Genomic DNA, 24,486 nt, shown 5'->3' with positions numbered 1-24,486 from the left:
CATCATGCAACCAACAATAGTTTGTTTTGGCGAAACCCTGTGGGACGTGCTGCCCTCGGGCAAGCAGCCCGGTGGGGCCCCTTTCAACGTGGCCGTGCATCTGCATCAACTCGGCCAACCGGTGGAACTCATCAGCCGGGTGGGCGACGACGACCTGGGCGCGGAATTGGTCGGCTTCCTGCACGAGCGCGGCCTGAGCACCGACTACGTGCAGCAGGGCCAAACCCACCTCACGGGCGTGGTGAAAGCCAACGTGGGCGACCGCAACGAGGTGGTGTACAAGATAGTGCAGCCCGTGGCCTGGGACTACATTCAGTACGAGGAGCGCCTGAGCAAGCTGGTGGCCGAGGCCGCGATGCTGGTGTTCGGCAGTCTGTCCGCCCGCACCCCCACCACCCGCGAAACCCTGTACCGCCTGCTGCCGCAGGCCCGCTTTCGGGTATTCGACGTGAACATGCGCCCGCCGCACTACACCCGACCCGTGGTGCAGTACTTGCTGGAGCACAGTGATTTGGTGAAAATGAACCACCACGAGCCTGGCCGAAATATTGGAGTGGTTCGGTAAAAAGGCCGACGAGGACTCGGCCTTGGAGTGGCTGGCTTCGCGTTTTAACCTGCAGGCGGTGTGTGTCACTTTGGGCGCCGATGGTGCCCTGCTGTACACAAATGGCCAGCTCTACAAAAGCAACGGTTACCACGTCGAGGTCACGGACACCATAGGTAGCGGCGATGCCTTCTTAGCGGCACTGCTCGCGGGTTGGCTGGCGGGTCAACCGCCGCAGGAATGCCTGCAATTCGCCTGCGCTGCCGGAGCGCTGGTCGCTACTCATCAGGGCGCCACGCCCGTTATCACCCCGCCGATGTGGCCAGGCTGCGGCAGGCTCAATCGGTATCCTCCCAATCGTAATTCAAGCAGTTCCGCTGCGACTTCCTTGCTTATGAAAAAGCCATTTTTACTGGCCTGTAGCGTATTGGCCCTGGCTTTCGCCAGCCATGCCCAAACGGCAGCGCCGGTACCGCCAGCCACTCCGCAATACCGGCCGGCTTATCATTTCACTCCCGCTGCCCATTGGATGAATGACCCCAATGGCATGGTCTACTACCAGGGCACCTACCACCTGTTTTTCCAATACTACCCCGACGGCATGGTGTGGGGGCCCATGCACTGGGGCCACGCCACCAGCACCGACCTGGTGAGATGGAAAGAGCAGCCCATTGCCCTGTACCCGGACAAGCTGGGCATGATTTTCTCGGGCAGCGCCGTAATCGACAAGGACAACACCGCCGGTTTTGGCAAAGACGCCATGGTGGCCATTTTCACCCACCACAGTCCCGAAGAAGAAAAGAAAGGTCAGAACAAGCACCAGTACCAAAGCCTGGCCTACAGCCTCGACGCGGGCAAAACCTGGAAGAAGTACGAGGGCAACCCCGTGCTGCCCAACCCCGGCATTGCGGACTTCCGCGACCCCAAGGTGAGCTGGTACGAGGCCGGCAAGAAGTGGGTGATGACCCTGGCCACTAAGGACCGCATCACCTTCTACTCATCGCCCAACCTGAAAAACTGGACCAAGGAAAGCGAGTTTGGCGCGAAGCTGGGTGCCCACGGCGGCGTGTGGGAATGCCCCGACCTGTTTCCAATGACGCTCAACGGCAAAACCCACTGGGTGCTCATCGTCAACCTGAACCCCGGTGGCCCCAACGGCGGCTCGGGCACGCAGTACTTTGTGGGCAATTTCGACGGCAAAACCTTCACCCCCGCAGCACCGATACCAAATGGGCTGATTACGGCCCCGATGACTACGCCGGCGTGACGTGGAACAACACCGGCACCCGTCGCCTGTTCATGGGCTGGATGAGCAACTGGACGTACGCCAACCAAGTGCCCACGTCTCCCTGGCGCAACGCCACCACGGTGGCCCGGGAGTTGGCCCTCAAGCAGGTCGGGAGCCAGATTTATTTAACCTCGCAGCCGGTGAAAGAAACTGCAAAACTGTTTCCATCGGTAACCACTTTTAAGGACCTGACCGTAAATAAGACCCTTGAGCTTAACCCGAAGCTCAAGAGCGTGGGCGATAAGTTTCAACTTAAACTCAAGGCGCAGCAGTTGGCCAGCTTCTCGCTGGTCCTGGGTAACGGCAAAGGAGAAGAGGTGATAATTGGCTACGATAAGCCAACTAACCAGTACTTTGTAGACCGCACCAAATCGGGCCAGCTAGGCTTTAGCGACAAATTTGCGGGCCGCCACACGGCTCCCCGGCTAGCGACTTCGCCCCAAGCCGATATTACTCTACTGGTGGATGCCACCTCAGTGGAAGTATTTGCCGACCAGGGCCTTACGGTGATGAGTGAGTTGTTTTTCCCGACAGAACCAATCTCCAAACTGCGGCTTTCTGTCGACTCCAGCTTTCTGATTCAGGAGCTGACGTACGCTCCCCTCGCGCCCAAGGCGCAGTAAGTAAGCAGCGCAACGGTAAAGACGAGCATTTCGGGGCTCAGCCGATGGAACTCGTGCGCGGGTTCCATCAGGCGAGCCCTGGTTATGATTGTTGCAGAAGACCTTATTGGGCATCGGCCACCTTTATGACCGGGCATCAACTGCGCGAATAAACCGCTTGAACCCCGTTTGAGCCGGGCGCCCTGGTTTTTGCTCGGCGAAGGCTTGTTCCAGCCGACTTTTGCAACAGCCACTGGGATAATCTTGAACCAACGTTGAGAAGTGTCTTACTTCAGTTGATTCTAATCGAAGTTGAATGAAGGGACAATTGACGGGGGACCCGTCAGGGGACCCGTGGCTCATCTCCCCTATATCAGGACCTATCAGGCTGGACACTACTCTGCACCTCAAACGGCCAAGAAGGCAAAGGAAGTCGGGTTTTGTCTGTTCTCAACTAGCATAATAAGCAATTTCCGGGCCTTACACGACCACTAAAAAGCCCTTCACAATAGCCTTAAGGGCCTTTTTGCTTTTCCGGGAACCCGTGAGGGGACTTGGAACCACGGGCTGCGCTGTGCTCCCAACCGCTTGCTCGACTAACCCACCTCACCCAGGCCAACCGGGTCTGGTTCTCGGGCATCACGTATTTTCCGCTGGCGAACGGCACCTGGGCCTTCTTGTGCGCGTTTCAGAACGTGGCCAGCAAGCACGTGGATAGCTGGCATGCCACCATGCCCGAGGAACTCAACTCGTCACCACGACCTTGCAGCGGAGCTTTTTGGCCCAACCGGCCACCCCGGAGCTCCCTGTGCACTCCGACCGCGGCGGCCAGTACTGTGGCAACGCATACCGCGCCCTGTTGCACCGGCACGGCGCCGTGCGTACGCAGAGCCGTCGTGGCGAGTGCTACGACAACGCGCAGGCCGAAAACCGGATAAAGGTTTTGGGCGCCCCTGGTCCCGGCTCAAAACGGAAGTGCTCGAGCTACGCAAGTGGCCCGTTTTTGCCGGCTTGGCCGCCGCACAGGCCAGCGTCGCCGACTATCCTGACTACTACAATCGCCACCGGCTGCACCCCAGCATCCGCTATCAGCCCCCGTATCGCAATTACTAACAACTTCTTCGAACTACTACCCTAAACTGTCCAGCCTAATCGGACTACCTCAGGTTAACCTTGATTTGCTAATTCTAGCAGAGGCTGTAAGGGGAGGACAAAGAAACTCGCCCTACTCAAAACCCCTTCAGCATTTTATAAAAAGCTTCGGCATAGGTATCACTGATGGGGATGATTTGGTCGGCAATTTGAATCCGGTTTTTCTCGATGTGGTCAATTTTGTGAATAGCGACCAGGAAGGACCGGTGCACGCGGACAAAATCCTGGACGGGCAGCAGCTCTTCCAATTTGGCAAAGCTGAGCAGCGTCATAATCTTCTCTTCGGTAGTATGAATCCGCAGATAGTCTTTCATCCCCTCCACAAAGAGAATGTCGCGGGTCGCTACTTTCTGGATGCGGTGGCCCACCTTGAGAAAAATATGCTCCTGCTCCAGCTTCGTTTCCGCTTTTACTTCCCTTTTCTCCACGGCCTGTCGGGGGCTTTGTTCCTGGTACAGGCGTAACACGCCTTTATAAAACCGCTCGAACGTAAAGGGTTTTAACAAGTAGTCCTTCACCTCCAGGTCATACGCCTTCAGCGCGTACTGGTCGTAGGCAGTGGTCAGGATAATCATGGGCTTGGGGCTGAGCATCGGGATGAAACTGAGCCCGTCCAGGTCCGGCATGTTGATGTCCAGAAACAGCAGGTCGGGTTGGTCCGCCGCCAAATGAGCGGCAGCCTCCAGGGGACTCTCGAAGGTTCCTTTCAACTCCAGGAAAGAGACTTTCCGGATGTATTCTTCCAGTATTTCCTGGGCCAGGTGCTCGTCCTCAATGATGTAGCAGGTGAGCTTGTCTTTCATGAGTCGGGACGTGAAGGCCGTGGATGGTGAGTAGGATCGTAAAGGTGTCGCCCTTGTCCTGAATGGTCAGCGTGTGCTGGTCAGGGTATAACAAAGACAGCCTTTTCCGGACATTGGGCAAGCCGATGCCCCCGGGTTCTTCCAGCGGATTAGCCGCCTTTTTGGCAATGGGGTTCTGTACGCTGAAAGCGAGGGTATCTTCTTTTACCTGCACCCGCACCTTCAGGTCGCCGGGTTCCAGGCGGGCGGGGCTGTGTTTGTAGGCATTTTCCAGCAGGTGGATGAACAGCAAGGGAGCAATGTAGCAGGCTTCGGTCTCCCCTGCTATCTGCAGGTCCACCACCGGGCTGTTCTTGTAGCGAAGCTGCTGCAAACTCACGTAATCTTGCAAATAGTCCATCTCCCGGGCCAGCGGCACCGTGGCCGCATTGGACTCATAAATCATGTAGCGCATCAACGAGGCCAGGTGCATGACGGCCTCCGGGGCGGCCGGGGCCTGCTTGTACACCAGCGTATGGATGTTGTTGAGGGTATTGAACAGGAAGTGCGGGTTAATCTGCGACTTCAGGTTGGTGAGTTCTGCCTCCACGGCCTGCTTCTCCAGCTGCTCTTTCCGGATGGTATTCAGTACCAGCGTCTCGGTGACTCGGGCCAGCCAACTCAGGAAGAGAAAGATGGGTACGGTCGTGACCAAGTACATCGAATAAAACCCAACATCGAACGGCTTCTGGTGGAAAAGCAAAAAGGGCAACGGCCCGCTCAATGCAATTCCCCCAGCCGGAGCCAGTATCCTCTTCCTTTTCTCCTACCGGAATACTGAGTCAGTAGGTAGAAATGGATGTAGAAAACATACAGACAGGTGGCCATGAATCCTGCCGCGGTACTCCGCCAGTAGGCATCGGTGTCACTCTTGAGTTGCAAGACGACCATCAAGGTGAACAAGGCCCAGACGGACAAGTGAATCAGCCAGAAGATTTTTTTGACGCGCTCCATAACACAAAGGTGGGGTTGTAGGCGGTGGCCCGCGCCCGCGTTTCGACCAGCTGGGAAGGCTAATCTACGGGAGGGGAAAAGGAGCCTGCCAGTGCTTTGGCGGAAGCAAAGACCAACTTGGTAGATTACTTCCCCGCATCAGCATATCGGTTTTCGCTATGCGGGCCGGTAGCCATTGCTTCGTGCCACAATAGAGAAAGCCAGCATCGGCCAAGGTGCTTCACTTCCCTCATTCTAAACGATTCACCGAAGCAAATCAAGATAAAATGGAAAAGCACCTGTTGGGTCTGGCCATCCGCAATGTTTCCAAACGGTATGCAAATGGCGTGCAGGCATTGGATAATGTATCACTGGATATTCCTCCGGGCATGTATGGCCTGCTGGGCCCGAACGGCGCGGGCAAGTCCACCCTCATGCGCACGCTGGCCACGCTGCAGGAACCCGATGCCGGGCAAATATTCTTGGGAGACATCGATGTGGTGAACCAGAAGGAAGCCGTGCGGCAGACGCTGGGCTACCTGCCCCAGGAGTTCGGCGTGTACCCCAAAGCCAGCGCGGAGGAACTGCTGGACTACTTCGCGGTGCTCAAAGGCATTACCAACCGGGCGGAGCGCCGAGCCACCACCGAGGCCTTGCTCCGGCAAACCAACCTCTGGGACAAGCGCAAGCAGAAGCTGGGCGGCTACTCCGGCGGCATGCGCCAGCGCTTTGGCGTGGCGGTGGCGCTGCTGGGCAACCCCACCCTGCTCATTGTGGATGAGCCCACCGCCGGCCTGGACCCCGCCGAGCGCGTGCGCTTCCTCAACCTGCTAAGCGAATTAGGGGAAAACAGCGTGGTCATCCTCTCCACGCACATCGTGGAAGATGTCTCGGAGCTGTGCACCAACATGGCCATCATCAACCAGGGCCAAATCCTGCTGGAGGCGCAGCCCCTGGAGGCCGTGGCTGCGCTCAAAGGCCGCATCTGGCGCAAACTGACCGATAAAACTGCCCTGCCGGCGTTGGAGCAGCAGCACCAGGTTATTTCGGCCAAACTGCTCAGTGGCCGCACCATGGTGCACGTGTACAGCCCGGACCTGCCCGGCAACGGGTTTGAGCCGGTGGAACCGGACCTGGAAGATGTCTATTTCAGTGCCATGACGGGCTGCTTCGACGCGGTTAGTCAGCAGCCAAAAGCGGAGGGGATAACGCTATGAAATTCCAGCGGATTTTTGCGCTGGAATTCAGCTACCAGCTGCGCCAGGTTGCTACCTGGCTCTACTTCGGGGTCATCTTACTCATCACTTTTCTGGTTGTCATTGCCAACTATGCCTCCGATGCGCGGGACGGGTACATTTTACTGAATGCGCCCATCGTCATGGCCGCCGTCACGGTTATTTGCTGCGTGTTTTGGCTGGTGATAGGCGCCTCCGTGGCGGGCGAGGCGGCGGCCCGCGATGTGCAGACCCGCATGCATTTGCTCACCTACGCGGCCCCCGCCAGCAAAGCCGCCTACCTGGGCGGGCGGTACCTGGCCTCCTTTGCCCTCAGCGCCTTCCAGCTGCTCGCCATCCCGGTGGGTATGCTGCTGGCCATGCACTTTGCCGGGGTAGAAGCCGAGATTCTGGGTCCGTTCCGGGTGGCGCCCTACCTGACCACCTTTTTCTTTATCGCGCTGCCCAACGCTTTTTTCGCGACGGCCATGCAATTTTCGGCGGCGGCGCTCAGCCGCCGGGCCCTGGCCAGTTATCTGGTTGGCGCGGTCCTGTTCGCGGCGGCCTACACGATATGGCCGCTGCTGGAAAAAGGGGAGAATGGGGGAATCTGGCCGACCCGATGAGTTTTGGCCCGGTGCTGAGCCATCTGTCCGTTGACTGGAGCCCGCAGGAGAAAAGCACGCGTTTTGTGCTGCTGGAGGGCTCCTTTCTCGCCAACCGCCTCCTGTGGTTCGGCATTTCGCTGGGCCTGCTGGCGTTTACCTACTTGCGGTTTCAGTTCGTGCTGCCCGAAACCGGCCAAAAACAGCAGTCGGCTAGACAGCTACCCGCAGCGGTGGCGGCCTGGGAGAAGCTGAACTGGGGAACCGGGGAAGCGCTGCCGCAGGCTAAGGGAACCTATGGATGGGTCACCCAACTGCGCCAGTTGCGCCTCCTCACCTGGGAATCGTTTGTGCAGCTTGCCAAAAGCAAAGCCGGGCTGCCCCTGCTGGCCGTCCTGGCCCTGCTGGTGGGCGCGACCGTGCCCGGCAATCTGAAGGGCCGAGGCATGCCCTTGCTGCCCCGAACTGACTTTGTCCTGGATTATCTGACCGGGTCCCTGGCGCAGCCGGAGCGTTTTTGGATACTCATCGCCCTACTCACCATTTTCTACGCCGGTGAGCTGGTCTGGCGGGAGCGGGAAGCTGGATTGAGCGAAATTGCCAACGCCGCGCCGGTCCCGGAATGGGTGCTTTTCGGGAGCCGGTTTCTGGCGCTGAGCCTGGTGCTGGTGGTGTGGCTGACCTTCCTGATGACGGCCGGAATGGTGGCGCAAGTGGCCATCGGTGGTGCTACTCCTGAAATTGAGCTGTACCTGCAAATCCTCTTCGGACTGCAATTGGTGGACTGCCTGCTTTTCGCCCTGCTGGCCCTGTTGGTGCATGTGCTGGTGAATCAGAAATTCGTGGGGCATCTGGTAGCGCTGGTAGCCTATGGCTTTATCGCCTTTGCGCCTACCCTGGGCATTGAGCATAAGCTCCTCATTTTCGGCTCCAGTCCGCGGTGGACCTATACCGACATGGCTGGTTTTGGCTCGTCGCTTGGCGCCTGGCTGTGGTTTAAAGGGTACTGGGTGGCCTGGGCGCTGTTACTGGCGGTGGTAGCGCGGCTGTTCTGGGTCCGGGGCCGGGAGGGCAGTTTTGCGGCGCGGCTCCGGCGGCCCGCCGGCGCTTCACGCGTTCCAGCGTCCTGGTTTCGGCAGTGGCTGTGGCCGGCATCCTTTTGTCGGGCGGGTTCATCTTCTACAACACCAACGTGCTGCATGACTACCTATCCGCCTCTGAAATAACAGCTCAGCGCGCTGCCTACGAGCAGCGCTACCGCCGGTACCTGAACGTACCCCAGCCCCAGCTAACCGGGGTAAATCTGCAGGTGGAAATCTACCCTAAGCGGGGAGCGGTGGAGATACAGGGCACCTACCTGCTGGTGAATAACAATCAGGTTGCAATAGACTCGGTTCAGCTGGCTACGGGCGCGGGCGTTGAAACAACCGCAGTCAACTTCAACCAGCCAGCCAAAGCAGTGCTCGTGGATGAGGAGCATGGCCACCGCATTTACACCCTGGCGCAGCCCCTCTCCCCTGGCGATTCGCTGCGCCTACGTTTTCTAGTAACGTACAAAGCGCAGGGATTTTCCAACAACGGAGCCGACGCGCAAGTGCTGGCTAACGGCACCAGCTTCCGGAATATGGAATGGCTTCCCGTCATCGGGTACGAACCGTACCGGGAACTGGACGAGGCCGGCGCTCGGAAAGCGCACGGCCTGACCCCTCGGCCCGCCACCTCCTCGCTCTACGACGTGGCGGCCCGTCGCTATGCCCCATTTCCCGAGCAAATCCGCTTGGAGGCCATCGTGGGCACGGATACGGGCCAGACGGTGGTGGCACCGGGCACCCTGCGCCGCACCTGGACCAAGGGCGGCCGCCGCTACTTCCACTACGCCACAGATGCGCCCATCCGCAACGAATATGCCTTGTTCTCGGCCAGCTACGCGGTGCAGGAAAGCAAATGGCGCAACCCATCGGCCGGCCCGGGGCAGGACGTTGCCATCCAGATTTACTATCCCCCGGGGATGACGGAGAACCCTGCGCGGATGGTCCGGAGCGCCCAGGCGTCGCTGGACCACTACACCAGGCAGTTTGGGCCCTACCCGCACCGGCAGCTCCGCTTTGTGGCCCATGCCAGTTACGCCTTCGGGCACCACGCCGCACCCATCAACATTACGGCGGAGGAGGGCTTTTTCCTGCTCAACCCGAAGGATGATAAGCGGGGCTTTGACCTGGTGACGGCCGTGGTGGCACACGAGGTGGCGCACCAATGGTGGGGCAACCAGGCTCAAGCAAGCCTATGTAGAGGGAGCCGGCCTGATAACCGAAAGCCTGGCGTGGTACTCGGCCATGGGTGTAATCGAGGATGAATACGGTCCGGAGCACCTGCAGGCACTGCTGAGTTTCCTGCGGGAGGAGAACGAAACCCCGCGCACCCGCGCCGCCAAGCCACTGCTGCAGGCCGACGACTTTTACCAGAACTACCGCAAAGGCCCCTTCGCGCTGTACGCGCTGAGCCAATACATCGGCCGGGACCGCCTCAACGGGGCGCTCCGGAATTTGCTGGCCAAGCACCGCCCCGGGACAACTCCCTTCGCCACTTCGCTGGACCTCTACAAGGAGCTGCAGACGGCCACGCCGGACTCGCTCCAACCGCTGCTGCACGACCTGTTCCAGGCCAACACCTTTTGGGAACTCGCGACGGAAACCGCCACCGCCAAACAGCTCAACGGAGGCACCTGGCAGGTGACGCTCACCCTGCAGGCCAGCAAGCTGGCAGTGGATAGCGCCGGCACCGAGACCAAACTACCGATGAAGGACTGGGTGGAAATCGGCATCTACGCCTCCGCCGATAAGGGAAAGGAGGTCGGCAAGCAGCTTTATCGGCAAAAGCACCTTATCAAATCCGGCCAGCAGACTATCGTGTTGACCGTACCTGGCAGACCTGCTAACGTTAATATTGACCCACGTCATTTATTAATTGACTGGAAGTTGCAAGACAATGACCAAGTGGTGAAGACAAAAGATTAGGTCTTGACGAGAGATTGGGGGCCGGTCGTGCCGAAAAGGCACAGCAGAAATAGCTGCGTTTTCATGGGAATGTAGCTTGGCACTGAAAGAGTGCCAATGACCTTGGCCGAAAGAAGCGGCAGGGTTGCCTGGGGGCGTCAGTTGGCCCGCAGGTTGTTCACGGGATTCACCGTTGCGGCCCGCACGGCCTGGTAGCCCACCGTGAGAAAAGCCACTACGGCCGCAATAAACCCGGCGGCCAGGAAGGCCCATAGCGGCATGTCGATGCGGTAGGCAAAGTCCTGCAGCCAGGCATTCATGGCCAGCCAGGCAGCGGGGAAGGCAATGACGGCCGCCACCAGCACCAGCACCATAAACTCCTTCGACAGGAGCGACACGATGTTGCCCACGCTCGCACCCAGCACTTTCCGGATGCCGATTTCCTTTTTGCGGCGCTCGGCCGCGTAGGTGGCCAGGCCAAACAGCCCCAGGCAGCCCACGAAAATGGCGATGCCCGTGAACAGCCAGAGCAAGGACTTGAGCTTGTCTTCGGCCTTGTACATGTCGTCGAAGTTCTGGTCCAGGAACTTGTACTCGATGGGGCTCTCGGGGCTGAATTTGGCCCACACCTGCTTCACCCCGTCCACGGAGGTTCCGAGGTTTTCGCCCTTGAGCTTCACGGCCACTTTCCAGTAGGCGCCCGGGAATATCTGCAGCACGGCCGGTTCCAGCTTGTCGTAGAGGCTCTTGTAGTGGAAGTCTTTCACCACACCGATAATCTGCCCCACTTTGAGCGAATCGGGGTTCCGGTCGCTCCAGACCTTCCATTGCACTTTTTTCCGAGCGCTTGCTGCGGCGTGCCGAAGCCGAATTCCTTCACGGCCGTTTCGTTGAGGATGAAGGCGTGGTCTTTGTCGGTGGTCTGCTCTTTCGAAAAATCACGGCCCGCCACCAGCTGCAGGCCCAGGGTTTTGATGTAGTCGAAGTCCACCATCAGCTGCGTAGACGGATGCTCTTTCATCTCGCCGTTGGTGGGCACCATGATGCCGTCGCCGGCCACCTGGTCGCCCGGAAAGCCGTAGCCGATGCTCACCGATGCCACGCCGGGCACCTGGGCCAGGCTCGTTTTTGAAGGCATCGTAGTGCTTGGTCATGTTGTCGCCGCGCATGGGGAAGAACATGATTTGGTCGCGGTTGAAGCCCAGGTCTTTGTTGTGCAGATAGTTAACCTGCCGAAACACCACAATGGCGCAGATGATGAGGAACACGGATAGCGCAAACTGCACCACTATCAGCCCGTGGCGCAGCCATTGCACCCGCCCAAAAATGCCGTCCGTGACCACGGCGCTTTTCAGCACCTTCACCGGCTGAAAGCTCGAGAGCACCAGCGCCGGGTAGAAGCCCGCCACCAGGCCCACCACCAGCGTGAGGGCCACCAGCATGCCCAGCAGCGCGGGGTTGCGGAGCAAGTCAAACGTCATGGTTTTGCCCGTAAACGCATTCAGCGACGGCAGCAGCAGCGCCGTGAGCACCACGGCCAGCACCACGCTCACCAGCGTGAGCAGCACCGTTTCGCTCAGAAACTGCCCCATCGCCTGCTGGCGGCTGGCCCCGATGGTTTTGCGGATGCCCACTTCCTTGGCCCGCTGCATGGACTTGGCCGTGGACAAATTCACGAAGTTGAACCCGGCGATTAGTAGAATAAACCCGGCGATGAAACTCAGGGCCTTCACGTAGGTGATGTTGCCCTTCACCGTCAAATCGTACTTGAAAGTGGACGAATACAAGTGGATGGCGTGCAAGGGCTGCAAAAACGGCTTGTCTTCCATCTGCTCGTCCTTCAGCGCCGGCTTTACCTTTTCCACCATGTAGCGCTGCAGCTTGGCCTGGGTTTGGGCGGCATCGGCGCCGGGGCGCAGCTTTACGTAGGTGAAAAACTGGTGCCACCCCCAGTTCTTCATGCGCGTGGCCGGCAGCTGCGCCGCCGCGAGCGGGATGAGGTAATTGATTTTCAGGTGGAACTTCGACAAGTCGTTGCGCAGCACCCCTTTCACCACGAAGGGCGACTTGTTCATTTTTATCGCTTTGCCCACGGGGTTTTCGTTGCCGAAAAAGCTCCTGGCCACGTCCTCCCCCAAGACAATGGACGTGGGCGCATCCAGCGCCCCGGCGGCCGAGCCGTACTTGAACGCCAGCGGAAACACCCCAAAAAAGGTCGAGTCCACAATCTGCCCGTCTTCGACGTAGATTTTCTTGTCGCCCACTTCCAGCAGGTTGGTGGTCGACTGCATCAGAATGCGCAGCGTCTGCTCCACTTCGGGAAACTCCTGCTTGAGCGTGGTGGCGTACGCGGGCGACACCGGGGCGTAGGTGTCCGGCAGTTCCTTATTCGCTTGCTCGGTGTACACGCGGTACACCCGCTCGCCGTCGGGCACGAACTTGTCGAACTGCAGCTCGTCGTACACAAACAGCCCAATCAGCAGGCAGGCCGTGAGGCCCAACGCCAGGCCGGCAATGTTGAGAAAGGAAAAGCCCTTGTGCCGGATGAGGTTCCGGTAGGCAACGAGGAAATAGTTCTTAAACATGGCAAGAGGCGGCAAGCGCGCAGAAAAAAGGCGGGAAGGATGGGGTTAGGCCGTAAAGGCCGGGTGCAGGTTTTCGAGCACCACCTGCCCGTCAAGCAGGCGCACCACGCGGTGGGCATACCGGGCGTCGTGCTCCGAGTGCGTGACCATGACAATGGTGGTGCCCGCCTCGTTGAGCTCGGTGAGCAGCTCCATTACCTCGTTGCCGTTGCTGGAGTCGAGGTTGCCGGTGGGTTCGTCGGCCAGTATCAGGCGGGGGCCGTTTACCACGGCGCGGGCCACGGCCACGCGCTGCTGCTGCCCGCCCGAGAGCTGCTGCGGGAAGTGGTTGCGGCGGTGCATTATCTGCATCTTTTCCAGCACCTTATTCACTTTGTCCTTGCGCTCGGCCGCGCCCACGCCCAGGTATATCAGGGGCAGCTCCACGTTTTCGGCCACGGTGAGTTCGTCAATCAGGTTGAAGCTCTGGAACACGAAGCCGATGTGCTTTTTGCGCAGCTCGGCCCGGCGGCGCTCGGGCGCGTGGGCTACTTCGGTGCCCGCAAACGTGAAGCTGCCGGCATCGGGCTCATCGAGCAGGCCCAGGATGTTGAGCAGCGTGGACTTGCCGCAGCCCGAAGGCCCCATGATGGCCACAAACTCGCCTTCGCTCACGGCCATCGACACGTCATTGAGGGCTTTGGTCTGCACTTCTTCCGTGCGGTAAATCTTTTCGAGGTTTTCGATTTTAATCATCGGAGTAAGGGGTGCGGGGTGAGTGGATAGGTACTTTTTGCAGAAGGTGAGAAAAGCGGTGTGGTATTTTTCGGTAATCGAAACAGCAAAGCGGCGTTTAGCAGAACGTCATGCTGAGCGCAGTCGAAGCATCTCTACCGCTTCGTTGCAGCGAAGCCAAAGCACTCACCATTGATTTACTCTCGTGGTAGAGATGCTTCGACTGCGCTCAGCATGACGTTCAATTTTAGCTCAATTCTTGACGGTTCTTTTTAGCTCAATGCGTGTTCAGTTTTAGCTCAATTCTTATGTGGCTTAGAGGCTATTGGGCCTTCGTTTTTAGCTCCAGCTCGCCCATCTTTTCGTAGCCTTCGTAGCTCGAGGTGATGACCCGGTCGCCGGGCTTGAGGCCTTCGAGCACTTCGAAATAGTCCGGGTTTTGGCGGCCCAGGCGGATGTCGGTTTTGTAGGCTTTGGTGCCGTCTTCGCTCAGCTTGAAAATCCAGTTGCCGCCGGTTCGCTGGTTGAAGCCGCCGCGGGGCACCCGCACGGCCACGGTGGGGTCGCTCAGGGCCAGGCGCACCGGCAGGGTTTGGCCGCGGCGCAGGTCGGGCGGGGCGACCCCCACAAACTCCATGTCGACCTGCACACCCTTGGTTACCTGGGTGAATATCTTTTTCACACTCAGCTGGTAAGACTTGTCGTTCACGGTCACCTCGCCTTTCTGGCCGGGGAAGATGCGCGAGATGTAGTACTGGTCGAGAGTGGCGCGCACTTTCAGGCCGGTGAGCATGTCGAGCTGGCCGATGCGCTGGCCCCGGGTTTTCAGCTCCCCGATTTCGGCATCGAGCGAGGTGATGCGACCCGCCGCAGGCGCCTTGATGGTGAGGTCCTCCAGCTTGCGGCGCATCAGGGCCAGGTTGCTTTGCATGCGCGTCACCGACTGCTGCATCTGGTTGATTTGCTCGCGCATGGCCAGCGAATCCTGGTTCAAGGCCTTGCGGCTGAGCTGCCGCCGGCGCACTGGTACTCGTAGGCATTCTTGGTTTGCTGGTACTCTTGCCGGGCTATTACTTTCTGCTCGTACAGGGTTTTGTTCAGGTCATACACGCGCTTGGCTTCGCGCAGGCTGGTTGTCGATGTCGGCCTGCTGGTTGAGCTGCTGAATGCGGTTTTGCTGGAGCAGGTTGCGGGTGTTGTGCAGGTTGTTCATCAGGTCGAACACCGCCGTTTCGCGGTTCACCATTTCCAGCTGCAGGTCCGTATTAGCCAGCTGAATGATGGGCTGTCCGGCCGTGAGCGTAGCCCCGTCTTCCACCAAAATGCGCTGCACCGTGCCGCCCTCGGGCGCGTCGAGGTAAATGGTTTTGATGGGCATCACCACCCCATCAACCGGCACAAACTCCTGAAACGGCCCCCGCGTGACCGGGCTGATGGTCAGCCGCTCCGGGTCGACATTCAGCGTATCCGGCCCGGCCGAGGACAGCAGGCTGGCCGCTACCGCCGCCACCAGCAGCACCAGCGCCGCCAGCAGCACGAGCCGCGTCGGGGTCCAGGTCTTTTTTCAATCAGTACATCCATGTGCTTGGCAGCGTTTGTGTTGCCTTAGTAATAGGCTCCTGCCGCTGCACACGAAGAACGATGCCAATTGAGTAACTTATTGATTATAAATTCATTAAAATCATAGCCTTTATTTCAACACCCAAAATCGTACGCTTTTGATACACTCGCCGTCCGCTTATGATACACTGGCACGCGTGGGTTGAGCCAAAAGCTGCTGCCAGAAGCTCAGAAGCGGCTTTTCAGAAACTAGTACAATTCTGGCTAGAGCCGTTCCATTGTAGCACGACCTGTAGCGCGGACTGTGTAGTCCGCGTCCCCGACGGAAACCCGAACGACAGCCACCCAACGGCGCGGGGACGCGGACTACACAGTCCGCGCTACAGGTCGCGCTACCGTCTGACGTGTAAATGCCGAAACCGCTCCAAGAATGCGTGCTTTGCGTCCGCAATGGGTTCGGGCCTCAATTCAATTAGTTTTACTGAATTCATGATTCTCAAGAAAGCACGTGTTTTGGTGGTGGACGACGACACGGACGTGTTGTTTGCCGTGCGCATGCTGCTCAAGCCCGAGGTGCAGGATGTGGTGACGGAGAAGAACCCCGAGGTGCTGCTTTCCCTGCTGGCCAAGCAGCGCTTCGACGCCATTTTCCTCGACATGAACTACAAAAGCACTCTGGGCACCGGCAACGAAGGCCTGTACTGGCTGGGGCGCATTCGGGAGAAGGACCCCACCGCCACGGTGATTATGATAACGGCGCACGGCGAAATCGGCACGGCCGTGCGCTCACTCAAAGCCGGCGCTACCGACTTCATCGTGAAACCCTGGCACAACGCCCAGTTGCTCGAAACCCTGGCCGCCGCGCTCGAGCCCAGCGAAGCCGGCAAACCCGCTGCCACCCCGGCCGTGCGGCGCCCGGCTTCCTTCGCCGAGTTTTCGCTGCTGGGCGAATCGGAGGCCATGCAGGAGGTGTTTCATAAAATAGAGAAAGTGGCCCCCACCGAGGCCAACGTGCTGCTGCTGGGCGAAAACGGCACCGGTAAGGAGCTGGTGGCCAAAGCACTGCACCAAAAGTCCTTCCGGGCGGCAAAGCCCTTCGTGACGGCCGACCTGGCGGCCATGAGCGAAGGCATTTTCGAAAGTGAGCTGTTTGGCCACAAGAAAGGCGCCTTCACCGATGCCCGCGAAGACCGGGTGGGGCGGTTTGCGGCGGCTTCGGGCGGCACGTTGTTTCTGGATGAAATCGGCAACATCTCGCTGGCCCAACAGGCCAAGCTGCTCACGGCCCTGCAAAACCGCGAGGTGATTCCGGTGGGCAGCAACGCGCCCGTGCCCATCGACATCCGCCTGATTTCGGCCACCAATGCCCCACTCTACGAGCCTGGCCGCCCAGCAGCGCTTTCGCAAAGACCTTATTTATCGGCTCAATACCGTGGAAATCACGCTGCCGCCCCTACGGGCGCGCGGCGACGACGTGGTGCTGCTGGCCCGCCACTTTGCCGGCCTCTACGCCGCCCGCAACCGCAAGCCCATGCCCGACTTTGAGCCGGCCACCCTGCACAAGCTGCAGCAGCACGCCTGGCCCGGCAACGTGCGCGAGCTGCAGCACACCGTGGAGCGGGCCGTTATCCTGGCCGAGGGCCCGGTGCTGCGCCCCCAGGATTTCCACTTTTCGGCCATGGAGGCAGCTGCCGCCCCGGCCACGCCTGCGGCACCGGAAGGCCCGCTGCAGCTGAGCGAAGTGGAGAAAACCACCATCATGCGCGTGATTGAGCGCCACCACGGCAACATCACCAAGGCCGCCAAGGAGCTTGGGCTAACGCGCACGGCCCTGTACCGCCGGCTAGAAAAACATGACCTTTAGTCGCTTGGAACCCGGCATCGCGTGGCGGCTGCTTGGGCTGTTTGGCCTCCTCTACGGGGCCGAGCGGGCGCTGGAGCACGGCAGGTACGGGCTGCTGGCACTGGCCGTGCTGCTGCTGGCGGCGGCCGTGTGGGAGCTGGGCCGGCACGTCACGCGCGGCAGCCGGGCCCTGGCCGATTTCCTGCTCGCTGTGCAGTACCGCGACTTTTCGCAGCTCTACAACGAGGCCCACCCCAACCGGGCCCTGCGGCCGCTGCATGCCGTGTTCAATCAGCTCAGCGCCACCTTCCGGCAGCTCAGCGCCGAGCGCGAAGCCCAGTTCACCTACCTGCAAACCGTGCTGCAGCTCATTGACACGGGCATTATTTCCTACGACGCCGCCGGGCAGGTAGAGTCCATCAACGAGTCGTTTAAGCGCACGCTGGAGCTGCCCTACCTCAAGCGCCTATCCACACTGGAAAAGCGCCTGCCGGTGCTTTACGATGCCATCAGTCAGCTGGAGCCCGGCGCGTCCACGGTGGTAAAGCTGACGGTGGGCCAAAAAACCATGCAGCTGCTGCTTTCAGCCACCACCTTCCGGCTGCAGGGGCGTGAGTTCACGCTGGTGGCACTCAAAAACGTGAGCCATGCCCTGGAGGAAAATGAGACGGAGGCCTGGCAAAAGCTGCTGCGCGTGATGACCCACGAAATCATGAACTCCGTGGCGCCCATTGCATCACTGGCCGATACGCTGCGGCGCGACCTGCGCCGGGAGCTCGAGCAGAGCGCCGCCCTGCCGCCACCCGAACGCGACCTGCTGGCCGATGTGGTGGAGGGCATCGGCATCATCCAAACCCGCAGCGAAGGCCTGCTTCGGTTTTCGCAGGTGTACCGCGACTTCAGCACCATCAGTGCTCCGGTGCTTGCGCCCGTGCTTGTGCAGGAGCTGTTCGCCAGCATTTGCCGCCTGATGAGCACGCAGCTGGAAGCCCAAGGCATTGAGCTGCTGGCCTCGGCAGAGCCGCCGGACCTGTGCCTGCAAGCCGACGCCCACCTGCTCGAGCAGGTCCTTATCAACCTGGTGCTCAACGCAGCCTACGCCGTAGAGCAGCGCCCGCACCCCAGAATTGAGCTGCGGGCCACCGAACCCGAGCCGGGCCGCGTGGCCATCGAGGTCATCGACAACGGCACCGGCATTCCGGCCGAGGTGCTGGACAGCATCTTTATTCCCTTTTTCACCACCCGGCGCGGCGGCACTGGCATCGGCCTCAGCCTGGCCAAGCAGATTATGCACCTGCACGGCGGTAGTATTAAGGTACAAACCGCGCCGGGGCAAGGCACCATGTTTCGGCTGGAAATGTAGCGCAGCACGTTTGTAAAGCCCTTTTTCCGCACCAGACGGGGCTTGCAGGCGAGTGCTTTTGGCGCAGGTCTCCCAGTGGGATTTTTTAAAAGTATACTGAAATGCGGTGGTCTAATAGGAAACGTTCTCCCCGGCGGAACTGACCATAATCGGGGACTGGCTCACCCACCAGGTAGAACAGCAGGGCGCGCCCTCGGCCATCCGAAAGAAGCAAGCGTCTGCGAAAAACAACAGCCGGTGAATGATTAGAATTCGTTTGCCAGCTTTTTTACGTTAGGCCAACCAGCGGCTTTCGCTGCGCCTTACTTCTGAACCAGCAGGCGCAGGTGCTGCACCTGTTGGCCACTCTGCAGCCGCAGCAGGTAGAGGCCCGCGCTTAGCTCCTGCGCGTCCACGGGCACTTCGCGCGGCTCGCCGGCTTGCAGGCTGCCGGTGAACAGCGAGCGCACCCGCCGGCCCTGCAAGTCGAACAAGTCCAGCCGGGCCGGGCCGGAGAGGCCGGCCAGGACCCGTACCCGGAACTGCCCAGTGCTGGGGTTGGGCCAGGCCTGCAGCTGGGTTTGCCCGGCCACGCTGGCGCTCATCGACGAAGAGGCCCGCCGTGCCTGGGCGGCAGCCGGCCCAACCTCTACGGTAACCGTGCCGAGGGAGTAGAGCACCGGCAGGCAGGGCTCCAGCCCTCCGTACTCGACCACGTAGCCGGCGGTGCTGCCGCCGGGGTTGCAGTCGTCCACGTCGTTCCACAGCCCCGAGTTGCCGTAGAGCTGGGCGTAGTCCTCCCCTTGGGGGCGCCACTCGTTTTGGTAATCGTTGGGCTCGCCGGGCAACCAGTTGGCGTACGCTGAGCCGGCACCGGCGGGGCCGCCGCGCCAGAACAGCTGGCCCGCCTCGGGGCCGGTCTGCCAGCGCCACTCGCCCTCCACGCCCGTATCGGCCGCCCCGAACCAGTACTGGCCCTGTGCCCGGCCCACGAGGAAGTCCTTTTCGCCTTCTAACGTGATGGTGGCCAGGTAGCCGGCCATGCCCTGGTAGCGCCGAGCCGCAGCCGCAGCCTTCGCCTCGGTCCAGCACAGGCCGGGGGCACTCACAAACTCGTAGTAATGCCCGGTGACGGGGAGGCCAGCACGGGCCCGGCTTCCTGAATCAGGTAGGTGAAGGTGGCCGTGCCTACAAAGCCGGGCCACGGGGTGTAGGTAAAAGTGCCGTCCGTGTTGCGCACCAGCGAGCCGGCGCTGGGCTGGCCCACGCTGGCCACCTGCAGCGCCCGGCCCAGCGGGTCCCGGTCGTTGGCCAGCAGCCTGGGCTGCCGTAAAGGTTAGCGGGCCCGCGCTCACCGCCAGGCGGTCGGGGCCGGCCACGGGCTGGTTTACGGTACGGTTGCACTCCGGGGCGGGCTCGGCCACCCCCGACTGCGCGTATTTAACGGTGGCGTAGTCCTGGCTGGAGCCGGTAGCGCTGGAGCCGGCGGAATTACCCGTGACGTAGACGTTGCCCCGCACATCCAGGGCCAGCGCACTGGCCCCGTCTTCCTTTTAATGGGGCCATCGTAGCGCGCCACCCACAGCTGCTGGCCGGCGGGCGAATACTTCACGGTGGCGTAATCGACGAAGGTGCCGCTGTTGCCACCGGAACTGCCTGTGACGTAAGCGTTGCCCGCGGCGTCGAGAGCCAGAGCATTCGCCATATCGTCGCCGTGGCCCGGCCCGTCGTAGCGGGCCTCCCAAAGCGGCTGCCCATCGGGCGCGTACTTCAGGGTGGCGTAGTCCGACTGCAGGCTGCTCCCCTGGGACACCCCGGTGACCAGGACGTTGCCGGCGGCGTCCACGGCCAGGTCCCGGGCCGTGTCGTCGCCGTTGCCCGGCCCGTTGTACAGGGCGGTCCACAGCAGGCGGCCGGTAGGCGAATACTTCAGGGTGGCGTAGTCGGCGGTGCGCAGCTCCGGCCCGAGCACGAACCCCGTCACGAACACGTTGCCGGCGGCATCCATCGCCACGCCCTGGGCCTGGTCAAAGTCGTTGCCCGGCCCGTTGTAGATGGCCTCCCACAGCTGCTGTCCCTCGGTGGAGTACTTCACCGTGGCGTAATCGGCGCCCGAGCTGCGGTCGTCGCCGTACGAGTAGCCGGTGACCGCCACGTTGCCGGCGGCGTCCACGGCCAGGGCTTCGGCAAAGCTGCCGCTCTGCCCCGGCCGGTCGTAGCGCGCCACCCACAGCTGTTGCCCGCTGGGCGCATATTTCAGGGTTGTATAGCCCGCCACTGCCCCGGTTGAATAGCCCGTCACGTACACGTTGCCTGCCGAGTCGAGCGCTACATCTTCGGCTCGGTCGTTGCCGTTGGCCGGGCCGTTGTAGCGGGCTTCCCACAGCCGCTGCCCGTCGGTGGAGTACTTGACCGTGGTGTAGTCCGAGCTGGTTCCTAGTCCATTGGAATAGCCCGTCACGTACACGTTGCCCGTCGCGTCGACGGCCAGGGCCTGGGCTTCATCGGGCCCGTTGGCGGGGCCGTTGTAGCGCGCCACCCACTGTTGGGCCCCGCTGGGCGAGTACTTAACGGTCAGCCAGTCCGGCGGCATCTGGCTGCCCACGTAGGTAATACCGGTCACGTACACGTTGCCCGCCCCGTCGACGGCCACTGCCCGGGCGGTGGCGATGCTGAACATCCGGGGGCCTGCCTCGGTAGTATACCGGGCCACCCACTCCTGGGTGACTTCGTCCGCCGCCGTGCCCAGTTGCTGCGATTGCGTTCGCGAGGCCGGAGACAGCGAAGCCGGGACCGAAGGGGCGAAAGCCGGGGGCTGGAGCCTCGCGGGGAAGCTGCCCTCGCGAATAAGTCCGCACTCAGGGTTCGCGCGGGATACCGGCTTGGCTGTTCCAGCCGTGCCATTTTGGTGGCCCCAGCCTGCACCGGGCGCGGGCCGGCCAGTTGTTGAGCCAGGACGGGCGAGCCTAGCAGCGCGAGGGCCCCGGCCAGCAGCAGATATTGGGTAAAAATTCTGTTCATGGGCTCGGATAGAAGGAAGGTAAATTAATAACAACCACCCCCGTATGCACCATCCCAAGAGGGTTCCCGGCGCCCCGGCGCCAAGCCCTCGGTAAGACGTGTTTACGGACCAGCTTGCGACTGCAAGAATTTAACTATACGCTTAGGCTCGAATTTAGCATATAAATAGTGAAATAAAAACTAAAAATGATTATGATTACTTCGCCTTTTTACGGTCTGTTTTCAGGAGCCGAACTGGCATTGGGGCGCCACATTATTTGGCAACCGCGTGAGTCAGGCCGGTTCGCCAAGACCAGCGGGACAATGCACGGGCTTTGGCTCAACGTACATCCCCTAGCTCCTGTGCATTAGAACCATCCGGGAAAAAGCTCTTTCTGCCAGTCGGACCTTTTCCCTGGGCTTTTTAATCGATGGCGCGGTACTACACCGAATTGGCAGGCGCAGCAGCGTATTTTGTCCGGTGTCTTTGCCGCGTGCTGCGCGCATGCTATCCTCGGCCAGCCACTGCCACAACCACGAGCGTTTACTTACACTGGCCTGGCATTCGGCCATGGCCCGGGGCGGGAACGCGCCAGGTCTCAGCAGTAATACAACCCGGCGCCCACTATTCCGGTGAGGGTGTAAATGCCCAGCAGGACCACGTCCTGGGGCCACTCCATCCACGAATACCAGGGCCTGGCAGCCGTCCCGTTCGCATGGTGGGCGTACAGGCTCGCCGACCGCACGTACCCCATCCATTGCCAGGCGGCACATTGCCCGGTCCCGAGCAGGGCGCCGAGCCCCACAACTCGTAGAGGGGCAGGGACAGCAGCAGCAGCAGCTTATTCCGGATGGAAAGGTGCATCCAGCCCTGCCACACTCCGAGCGGCGAACCCAGGAGCAGCGCCATTTTCAAAAAACCGCGGTCATGGCGCACGCCATCAGCAACAGGAAGAGACGCAGCACGTGTTTCATAGAGGTCTCGAGCAACAAGAAGGGTATTCCCTCACTTGGAGCCGCTCTGGCCAACGGCGGGGCGGCGAGGGCACTGAATCACCCGAAGCGAAAGGAAGCGTCTGCCCACTGGTTCAACCAAATGGTGGAAAAAGGAAACGAGGGTTACGTTGCGTTGCCTGGCTTGCTACTGATGCCCGCTGACTTTCTCCTTCGTCAGCAGCAGTCCGGTGCGGCCACAAGATGAACGGCACTGACGCCTTGAGCTTGCAACCCTTCGCCGCCACCGTGCAGGCCGCGGTGCCCTGGCCTGCCCTTGCGCACGCCCTGAAGCGGGAAGTGTATTTTCAAGAGACCTGGGACGAGGACGGCTACAAGCGGGTCCTGTTCATCAAGGCCGCGGGCACCCGGTAAGCCCCTACAACACCTCCAGGTCCCGGCGCGTCCGCTCGCTTTCCACGTTGCCGGTATTGAGGGTGGTTTTGGGTTCTATCATCAGAATCCAGGTTTCGCCTTCGGTGCGGGGCCGGTGATCGGTGCCGCGCGGCACCACCAGCAGCTGCCCGGGGTGTACCTCCTCGGTGCGGTCCCGGAAGTCCATCAGCAGCTTGCCCTCCACTACCATAAACAGCTCGTCCTCCTCGGCGTGGCTGTGCCAGATAAACGCGCCATTGACTTTGGCAATCTTGATGTGCTGGTCGTTCAACTCGCCGATGATGCGGGGGTTCCACAGGTCCTGAAACTGCGCGAACTTATCGGTCAGGGTAATGGGCGTAGGAGTCATGGGAGTAAGAAATAAAAGCCGGGTTCGTCCAGCGGTTTGTAAAAGGGCGTAAAGAGAGGCTTCTGTCTGTGGAAGATTCGTTGCTTACCCCGGGCCCCGCGTGGATTAGGACGGAACGTAAACAGGACCTGATAAACCTGACCAGCCAGCACGTGCTCAATACTGGGGGCAGCGAGGGCACCGGCCAAGCCCTCGTGGCGAGCCTGGTGCAGCCAAATTCAAGGGCCCGGCGCGCACGCACGCACCCCTACCGCTCGGTGTGGGCCGAAGGGCCGGCAGCCGAGCTCGGCCCTGGCATAGCTACGCGTCTCCCGCCAACTGCCGCAGCACGAGTGCCGCGGCGTGGCGGCCCGATTCCACAGCCCCGTCGAGCCGGCCCCATTCGCTGGTAGAAGTTTCGGCCCCGGCCCAGTAGAGGGTGCCCGCCCACGCGGGCTGCCGCAGGAGCGCCGGGCCCTGCAGGGGCACCGATGCAGGCGGCTGCTCGTCGCCCGGCACGCTGGTAAGCGGGTCCCGGGCCCAGTCCCACTCGTGGTAGGCCAGCGGGGTGCCGGCTTGCTGGCCGAACAGGTTGCGGAGCTGGGCGAGCACCGCCGCCTGCCGCGCCGCGAGGGGCAGCGCGCAGCGGGTGCGGCGCGGCGAAGAATCCGAACAGCACGCCGGGCGTGGAACTCGAGGGTGAGGCATCGTGAATCTCCGTCAGCGGCCCCAGGCGGCTGACGGCAAAGCCCGACCAGCCGTGTGCCCGCCAGAACGGCTCGGGGTATACCACCACGCTTTTCATGGCGTGGCTCATCCACGTGGGCACTGCGCGCAACGTTTCCAGCAGGGAGGCGGGCAGCGCGGGCTCGAAAGCCAGGCGGTGGGCCACCAGCCGCGGCGGCAGCGCCAGCACCACCGCGGCGGCGCGGTAGGTGCGCGTGGTGTCGCCCTGCGCCGCGTGCACCTCGATGCCCTCGCCGTGGGGCAGCCGGCGGAGCTGCGTGACGCGGGTGTTGAGGTGCAGGCACTCGGCCGGCAGCTGTTCGGCCAGGGTCTGGCACAGCACCGCCGCGCCGCCGGCGAAGCGCAGGTAGCCCGCCGAGCCTGACGGATGGGGCAGCCGGTGCACGCCTTGCGGCGTCTGGTAGGCAGTGGCCCCGGCACTGGGCTGCACAAACGGGCGGATGCCCAGCTCGTTGAGCAACTGCACCAGGTGCGGGTGGTGGAGCCAGCCCCAGGTAGCGCCCAGGTCGACTAGGCTGTCTTCCCCTTTCTCCGCCAGGGCCGGGATGGCCCACGTACGCCCCCGACCCGTTCGCGGGCTTCCAGGACCAGCACCGGCACGCCCGCAGCCCGCAGGACCCGCGCGGCGGTGAGGCCGGCCAGCCCGGCCCCTACGACCAGCACCGCCGAGGTGCTGGAAGCAAAAACGAAAGGGCTTGGGTCATAGGCAGGGAAAAAGCCGGGCCGAAATTACCGCGGCCCGCTGGGCCCCAATACGTCGGGACGGGCGTAGTGACCGGCTGCACCGGGAACCCGGCCCCTCGAA

General features: G+C 61.3%; 26 protein-coding genes and 1 pseudogene. 12 read left to right on the top strand and 15 right to left on the bottom strand.

Features of this window, described 5'->3' with window-relative positions:
- Positions 1-4 precede the first annotated feature (4 nt).
- From ACFQT0_RS09825 to ACFQT0_RS09810, 4 genes are all read left to right on the top strand, one after another.
- Entirely contained in the window at positions 5-565 is a 561-nt protein-coding gene (locus tag ACFQT0_RS09825) for a PfkB family carbohydrate kinase (protein ID WP_380202351.1), read from the top strand.
- The gene (locus ACFQT0_RS09820) at positions 549-1,811 is read left to right on the top strand and encodes a PfkB family carbohydrate kinase (RefSeq protein ID WP_380202349.1); all 1,263 of its coding nucleotides are present in this window, start codon (positions 549-551) and stop codon (positions 1,809-1,811) included. The genes ACFQT0_RS09825 and ACFQT0_RS09820 overlap by 17 nt, the downstream gene beginning before the upstream one ends.
- Positions 1,808-2,455 carry a GH32 C-terminal domain-containing protein gene (locus tag ACFQT0_RS09815; protein ID WP_380202347.1) on the top strand — a complete coding sequence of 216 codons (648 nt, stop codon included), beginning with the start codon at positions 1,808-1,810 and terminating at the stop codon, positions 2,453-2,455. Before ACFQT0_RS09820 ends, ACFQT0_RS09815 begins: the two co-directional genes overlap by 4 nt.
- A gap of 702 nt (positions 2,456-3,157) precedes the next feature.
- Positions 3,158-3,547: an integrase core domain-containing protein gene (locus ACFQT0_RS09810; RefSeq protein WP_380202345.1), complete on the top strand. Its 390-nt coding sequence runs from the start codon at positions 3,158-3,160 to the stop codon at positions 3,545-3,547.
- 116 nt (positions 3,548-3,663) lie between these two features.
- On the opposite strand, the gene ACFQT0_RS09805 is transcribed toward ACFQT0_RS09810, so the two are convergent.
- Together ACFQT0_RS09805 and ACFQT0_RS09800 are read right to left on the bottom strand one after the other, a co-directional pair.
- On the bottom strand, positions 3,664-4,389 hold the full coding sequence (locus ACFQT0_RS09805) for a LytR/AlgR family response regulator transcription factor (RefSeq protein ID WP_380202343.1): 726 nt from the start codon (positions 4,387-4,389) through the stop codon (positions 3,664-3,666).
- Entirely contained in the window at positions 4,358-5,083 is a 726-nt protein-coding gene (locus tag ACFQT0_RS09800) for a sensor histidine kinase (RefSeq protein ID WP_380202341.1), read from the bottom strand. Before ACFQT0_RS09800 ends, ACFQT0_RS09805 begins: the two co-directional genes overlap by 32 nt.
- Before the next feature lie 580 nt (positions 5,084-5,663).
- Here ACFQT0_RS09800 and ACFQT0_RS09795 point away from each other — a divergent pair.
- From ACFQT0_RS09795 to ACFQT0_RS09775, 5 genes are read left to right on the top strand one after another with little or no spacing between them, the layout of a single operon-like run.
- Positions 5,664-6,578, top strand: coding sequence for an ABC transporter ATP-binding protein (locus tag ACFQT0_RS09795; protein WP_380205965.1), 915 nt, complete (start codon positions 5,664-5,666; stop codon positions 6,576-6,578).
- Positions 6,575-7,201, top strand: a complete 627-nt coding sequence (locus tag ACFQT0_RS09790; RefSeq protein ID WP_380202339.1) for a hypothetical protein — start codon at positions 6,575-6,577, stop codon at positions 7,199-7,201. The genes ACFQT0_RS09795 and ACFQT0_RS09790 overlap by 4 nt, the downstream gene beginning before the upstream one ends.
- Before the next feature lie 11 nt (positions 7,202-7,212).
- Entirely contained in the window at positions 7,213-8,406 is a 1,194-nt protein-coding gene (locus tag ACFQT0_RS09785; protein ID WP_380202337.1) for a hypothetical protein, read from the top strand.
- Entirely contained in the window at positions 8,325-9,533 is a 1,209-nt protein-coding gene (locus tag ACFQT0_RS09780) for a M1 family aminopeptidase (RefSeq protein ID WP_380202335.1), read from the top strand. Before ACFQT0_RS09785 ends, ACFQT0_RS09780 begins: the two co-directional genes overlap by 82 nt.
- Positions 9,514-10,194, top strand: coding sequence for a hypothetical protein (locus tag ACFQT0_RS09775; RefSeq protein ID WP_380202333.1), 681 nt, complete (start codon positions 9,514-9,516; stop codon positions 10,192-10,194). The genes ACFQT0_RS09780 and ACFQT0_RS09775 overlap by 20 nt, the downstream gene beginning before the upstream one ends.
- 137 nt (positions 10,195-10,331) lie before the next feature.
- On the opposite strand, the gene ACFQT0_RS09770 is transcribed toward ACFQT0_RS09775, so the two are convergent.
- The 6 genes from ACFQT0_RS09770 to ACFQT0_RS09745 form a co-directional block, all read right to left on the bottom strand.
- A complete protein-coding gene (locus ACFQT0_RS09770) occupies positions 10,332-10,961 on the bottom strand; it encodes an ABC transporter permease (RefSeq protein WP_380202331.1) in 630 nt (209 codons plus the stop codon).
- Positions 10,937-11,167 carry an ABC transporter permease gene (locus tag ACFQT0_RS09765; RefSeq protein ID WP_380202329.1) on the bottom strand — a complete coding sequence of 77 codons (231 nt, stop codon included), beginning with the start codon at positions 11,165-11,167 and terminating at the stop codon, positions 10,937-10,939. The genes ACFQT0_RS09770 and ACFQT0_RS09765 overlap by 25 nt, the downstream gene beginning before the upstream one ends.
- The gene (locus ACFQT0_RS09760; protein ID WP_380202327.1) at positions 11,112-12,758 is read right to left on the bottom strand and encodes an ABC transporter permease; all 1,647 of its coding nucleotides are present in this window, start codon (positions 12,756-12,758) and stop codon (positions 11,112-11,114) included. The genes ACFQT0_RS09765 and ACFQT0_RS09760 overlap by 56 nt, the downstream gene beginning before the upstream one ends.
- Before the next feature lie 45 nt (positions 12,759-12,803).
- Complete coding sequence (locus ACFQT0_RS09755) at positions 12,804-13,493, bottom strand: ABC transporter ATP-binding protein (RefSeq protein ID WP_380202325.1); 690 nt, start codon at positions 13,491-13,493, stop codon at positions 12,804-12,806.
- Between the two features lie 301 nt (positions 13,494-13,794).
- Positions 13,795-14,466, bottom strand: a complete 672-nt coding sequence (locus ACFQT0_RS09750; protein WP_380202323.1) for an efflux RND transporter periplasmic adaptor subunit — start codon at positions 14,464-14,466, stop codon at positions 13,795-13,797.
- 108 nt (positions 14,467-14,574) lie between these two features.
- The gene (locus tag ACFQT0_RS09745; protein ID WP_380202321.1) at positions 14,575-15,009 is read right to left on the bottom strand and encodes a hypothetical protein; all 435 of its coding nucleotides are present in this window, start codon (positions 15,007-15,009) and stop codon (positions 14,575-14,577) included.
- A 512-nt stretch (positions 15,010-15,521) separates the two neighbouring features.
- Here ACFQT0_RS09745 and ACFQT0_RS09740 point away from each other — a divergent pair.
- Positions 15,522-16,896, top strand: a pseudogene (locus tag ACFQT0_RS09740) (sigma-54-dependent transcriptional regulator).
- 4 nt (positions 16,897-16,900) lie between these two features.
- Positions 16,901-18,238: a sensor histidine kinase gene (locus ACFQT0_RS09735; RefSeq protein WP_380202319.1), complete on the top strand. Its 1,338-nt coding sequence runs from the start codon at positions 16,901-16,903 to the stop codon at positions 18,236-18,238.
- Between the two features lie 302 nt (positions 18,239-18,540).
- Here the strand turns inward: ACFQT0_RS09735 and ACFQT0_RS09730 are convergent, their stop codons facing one another.
- The 4 genes from ACFQT0_RS09730 to ACFQT0_RS09715 form a co-directional block, all read right to left on the bottom strand.
- Entirely contained in the window at positions 18,541-19,326 is a 786-nt protein-coding gene (locus ACFQT0_RS09730) for a T9SS type A sorting domain-containing protein (protein ID WP_380202317.1), read from the bottom strand.
- Entirely contained in the window at positions 19,323-19,532 is a 210-nt protein-coding gene (locus ACFQT0_RS09725) for a cadherin-like domain-containing protein (RefSeq protein ID WP_380205964.1), read from the bottom strand. The genes ACFQT0_RS09730 and ACFQT0_RS09725 overlap by 4 nt, the downstream gene beginning before the upstream one ends.
- Before the next feature lie 72 nt (positions 19,533-19,604).
- Positions 19,605-20,930, bottom strand: coding sequence for an SBBP repeat-containing protein (locus ACFQT0_RS09720; RefSeq protein ID WP_380202315.1), 1,326 nt, complete (start codon positions 20,928-20,930; stop codon positions 19,605-19,607).
- 886 nt (positions 20,931-21,816) lie between these two features.
- Positions 21,817-21,972 (bottom strand): hypothetical protein, encoded by a 156-nt coding sequence (locus ACFQT0_RS09715; RefSeq protein WP_380202313.1) that lies wholly within the window; start codon positions 21,970-21,972, stop codon positions 21,817-21,819.
- Between the two features lie 442 nt (positions 21,973-22,414).
- On the opposite strand from ACFQT0_RS09715, the gene ACFQT0_RS09710 reads away from it, so the two are divergent.
- Entirely contained in the window at positions 22,415-22,585 is a 171-nt protein-coding gene (locus ACFQT0_RS09710; RefSeq protein WP_380202311.1) for a hypothetical protein, read from the top strand.
- 4 nt (positions 22,586-22,589) lie between these two features.
- Here ACFQT0_RS09710 and ACFQT0_RS09705 read toward each other — a convergent pair whose 3' ends face one another.
- From ACFQT0_RS09705 to ACFQT0_RS09690, 3 genes are all read right to left on the bottom strand, one after another.
- Positions 22,590-22,955 carry a cupin domain-containing protein gene (locus ACFQT0_RS09705; protein WP_380202309.1) on the bottom strand — a complete coding sequence of 122 codons (366 nt, stop codon included), beginning with the start codon at positions 22,953-22,955 and terminating at the stop codon, positions 22,590-22,592.
- 247 nt (positions 22,956-23,202) lie between these two features.
- Positions 23,203-24,147 carry an FAD-dependent oxidoreductase gene (locus tag ACFQT0_RS31615; protein WP_449272057.1) on the bottom strand — a complete coding sequence of 315 codons (945 nt, stop codon included), beginning with the start codon at positions 24,145-24,147 and terminating at the stop codon, positions 23,203-23,205.
- Positions 24,148-24,191: 44 nt separating this feature from the next.
- Complete coding sequence (locus ACFQT0_RS09690; protein ID WP_380202307.1) at positions 24,192-24,344, bottom strand: NAD(P)-binding protein; 153 nt, start codon at positions 24,342-24,344, stop codon at positions 24,192-24,194.
- Between the last annotated feature and the right edge of the window lie 142 nt (positions 24,345-24,486).

It is taken from the genome of Hymenobacter humi (genome assembly GCF_042665855.1).
Lineage (GTDB): Bacteria > Bacteroidota > Bacteroidia > Cytophagales > Hymenobacteraceae > Hymenobacter > Hymenobacter humi.
Note: the sequence above shows the minus strand (reverse complement) of the source record. Positions and strands in the feature narration are given on the sequence as shown.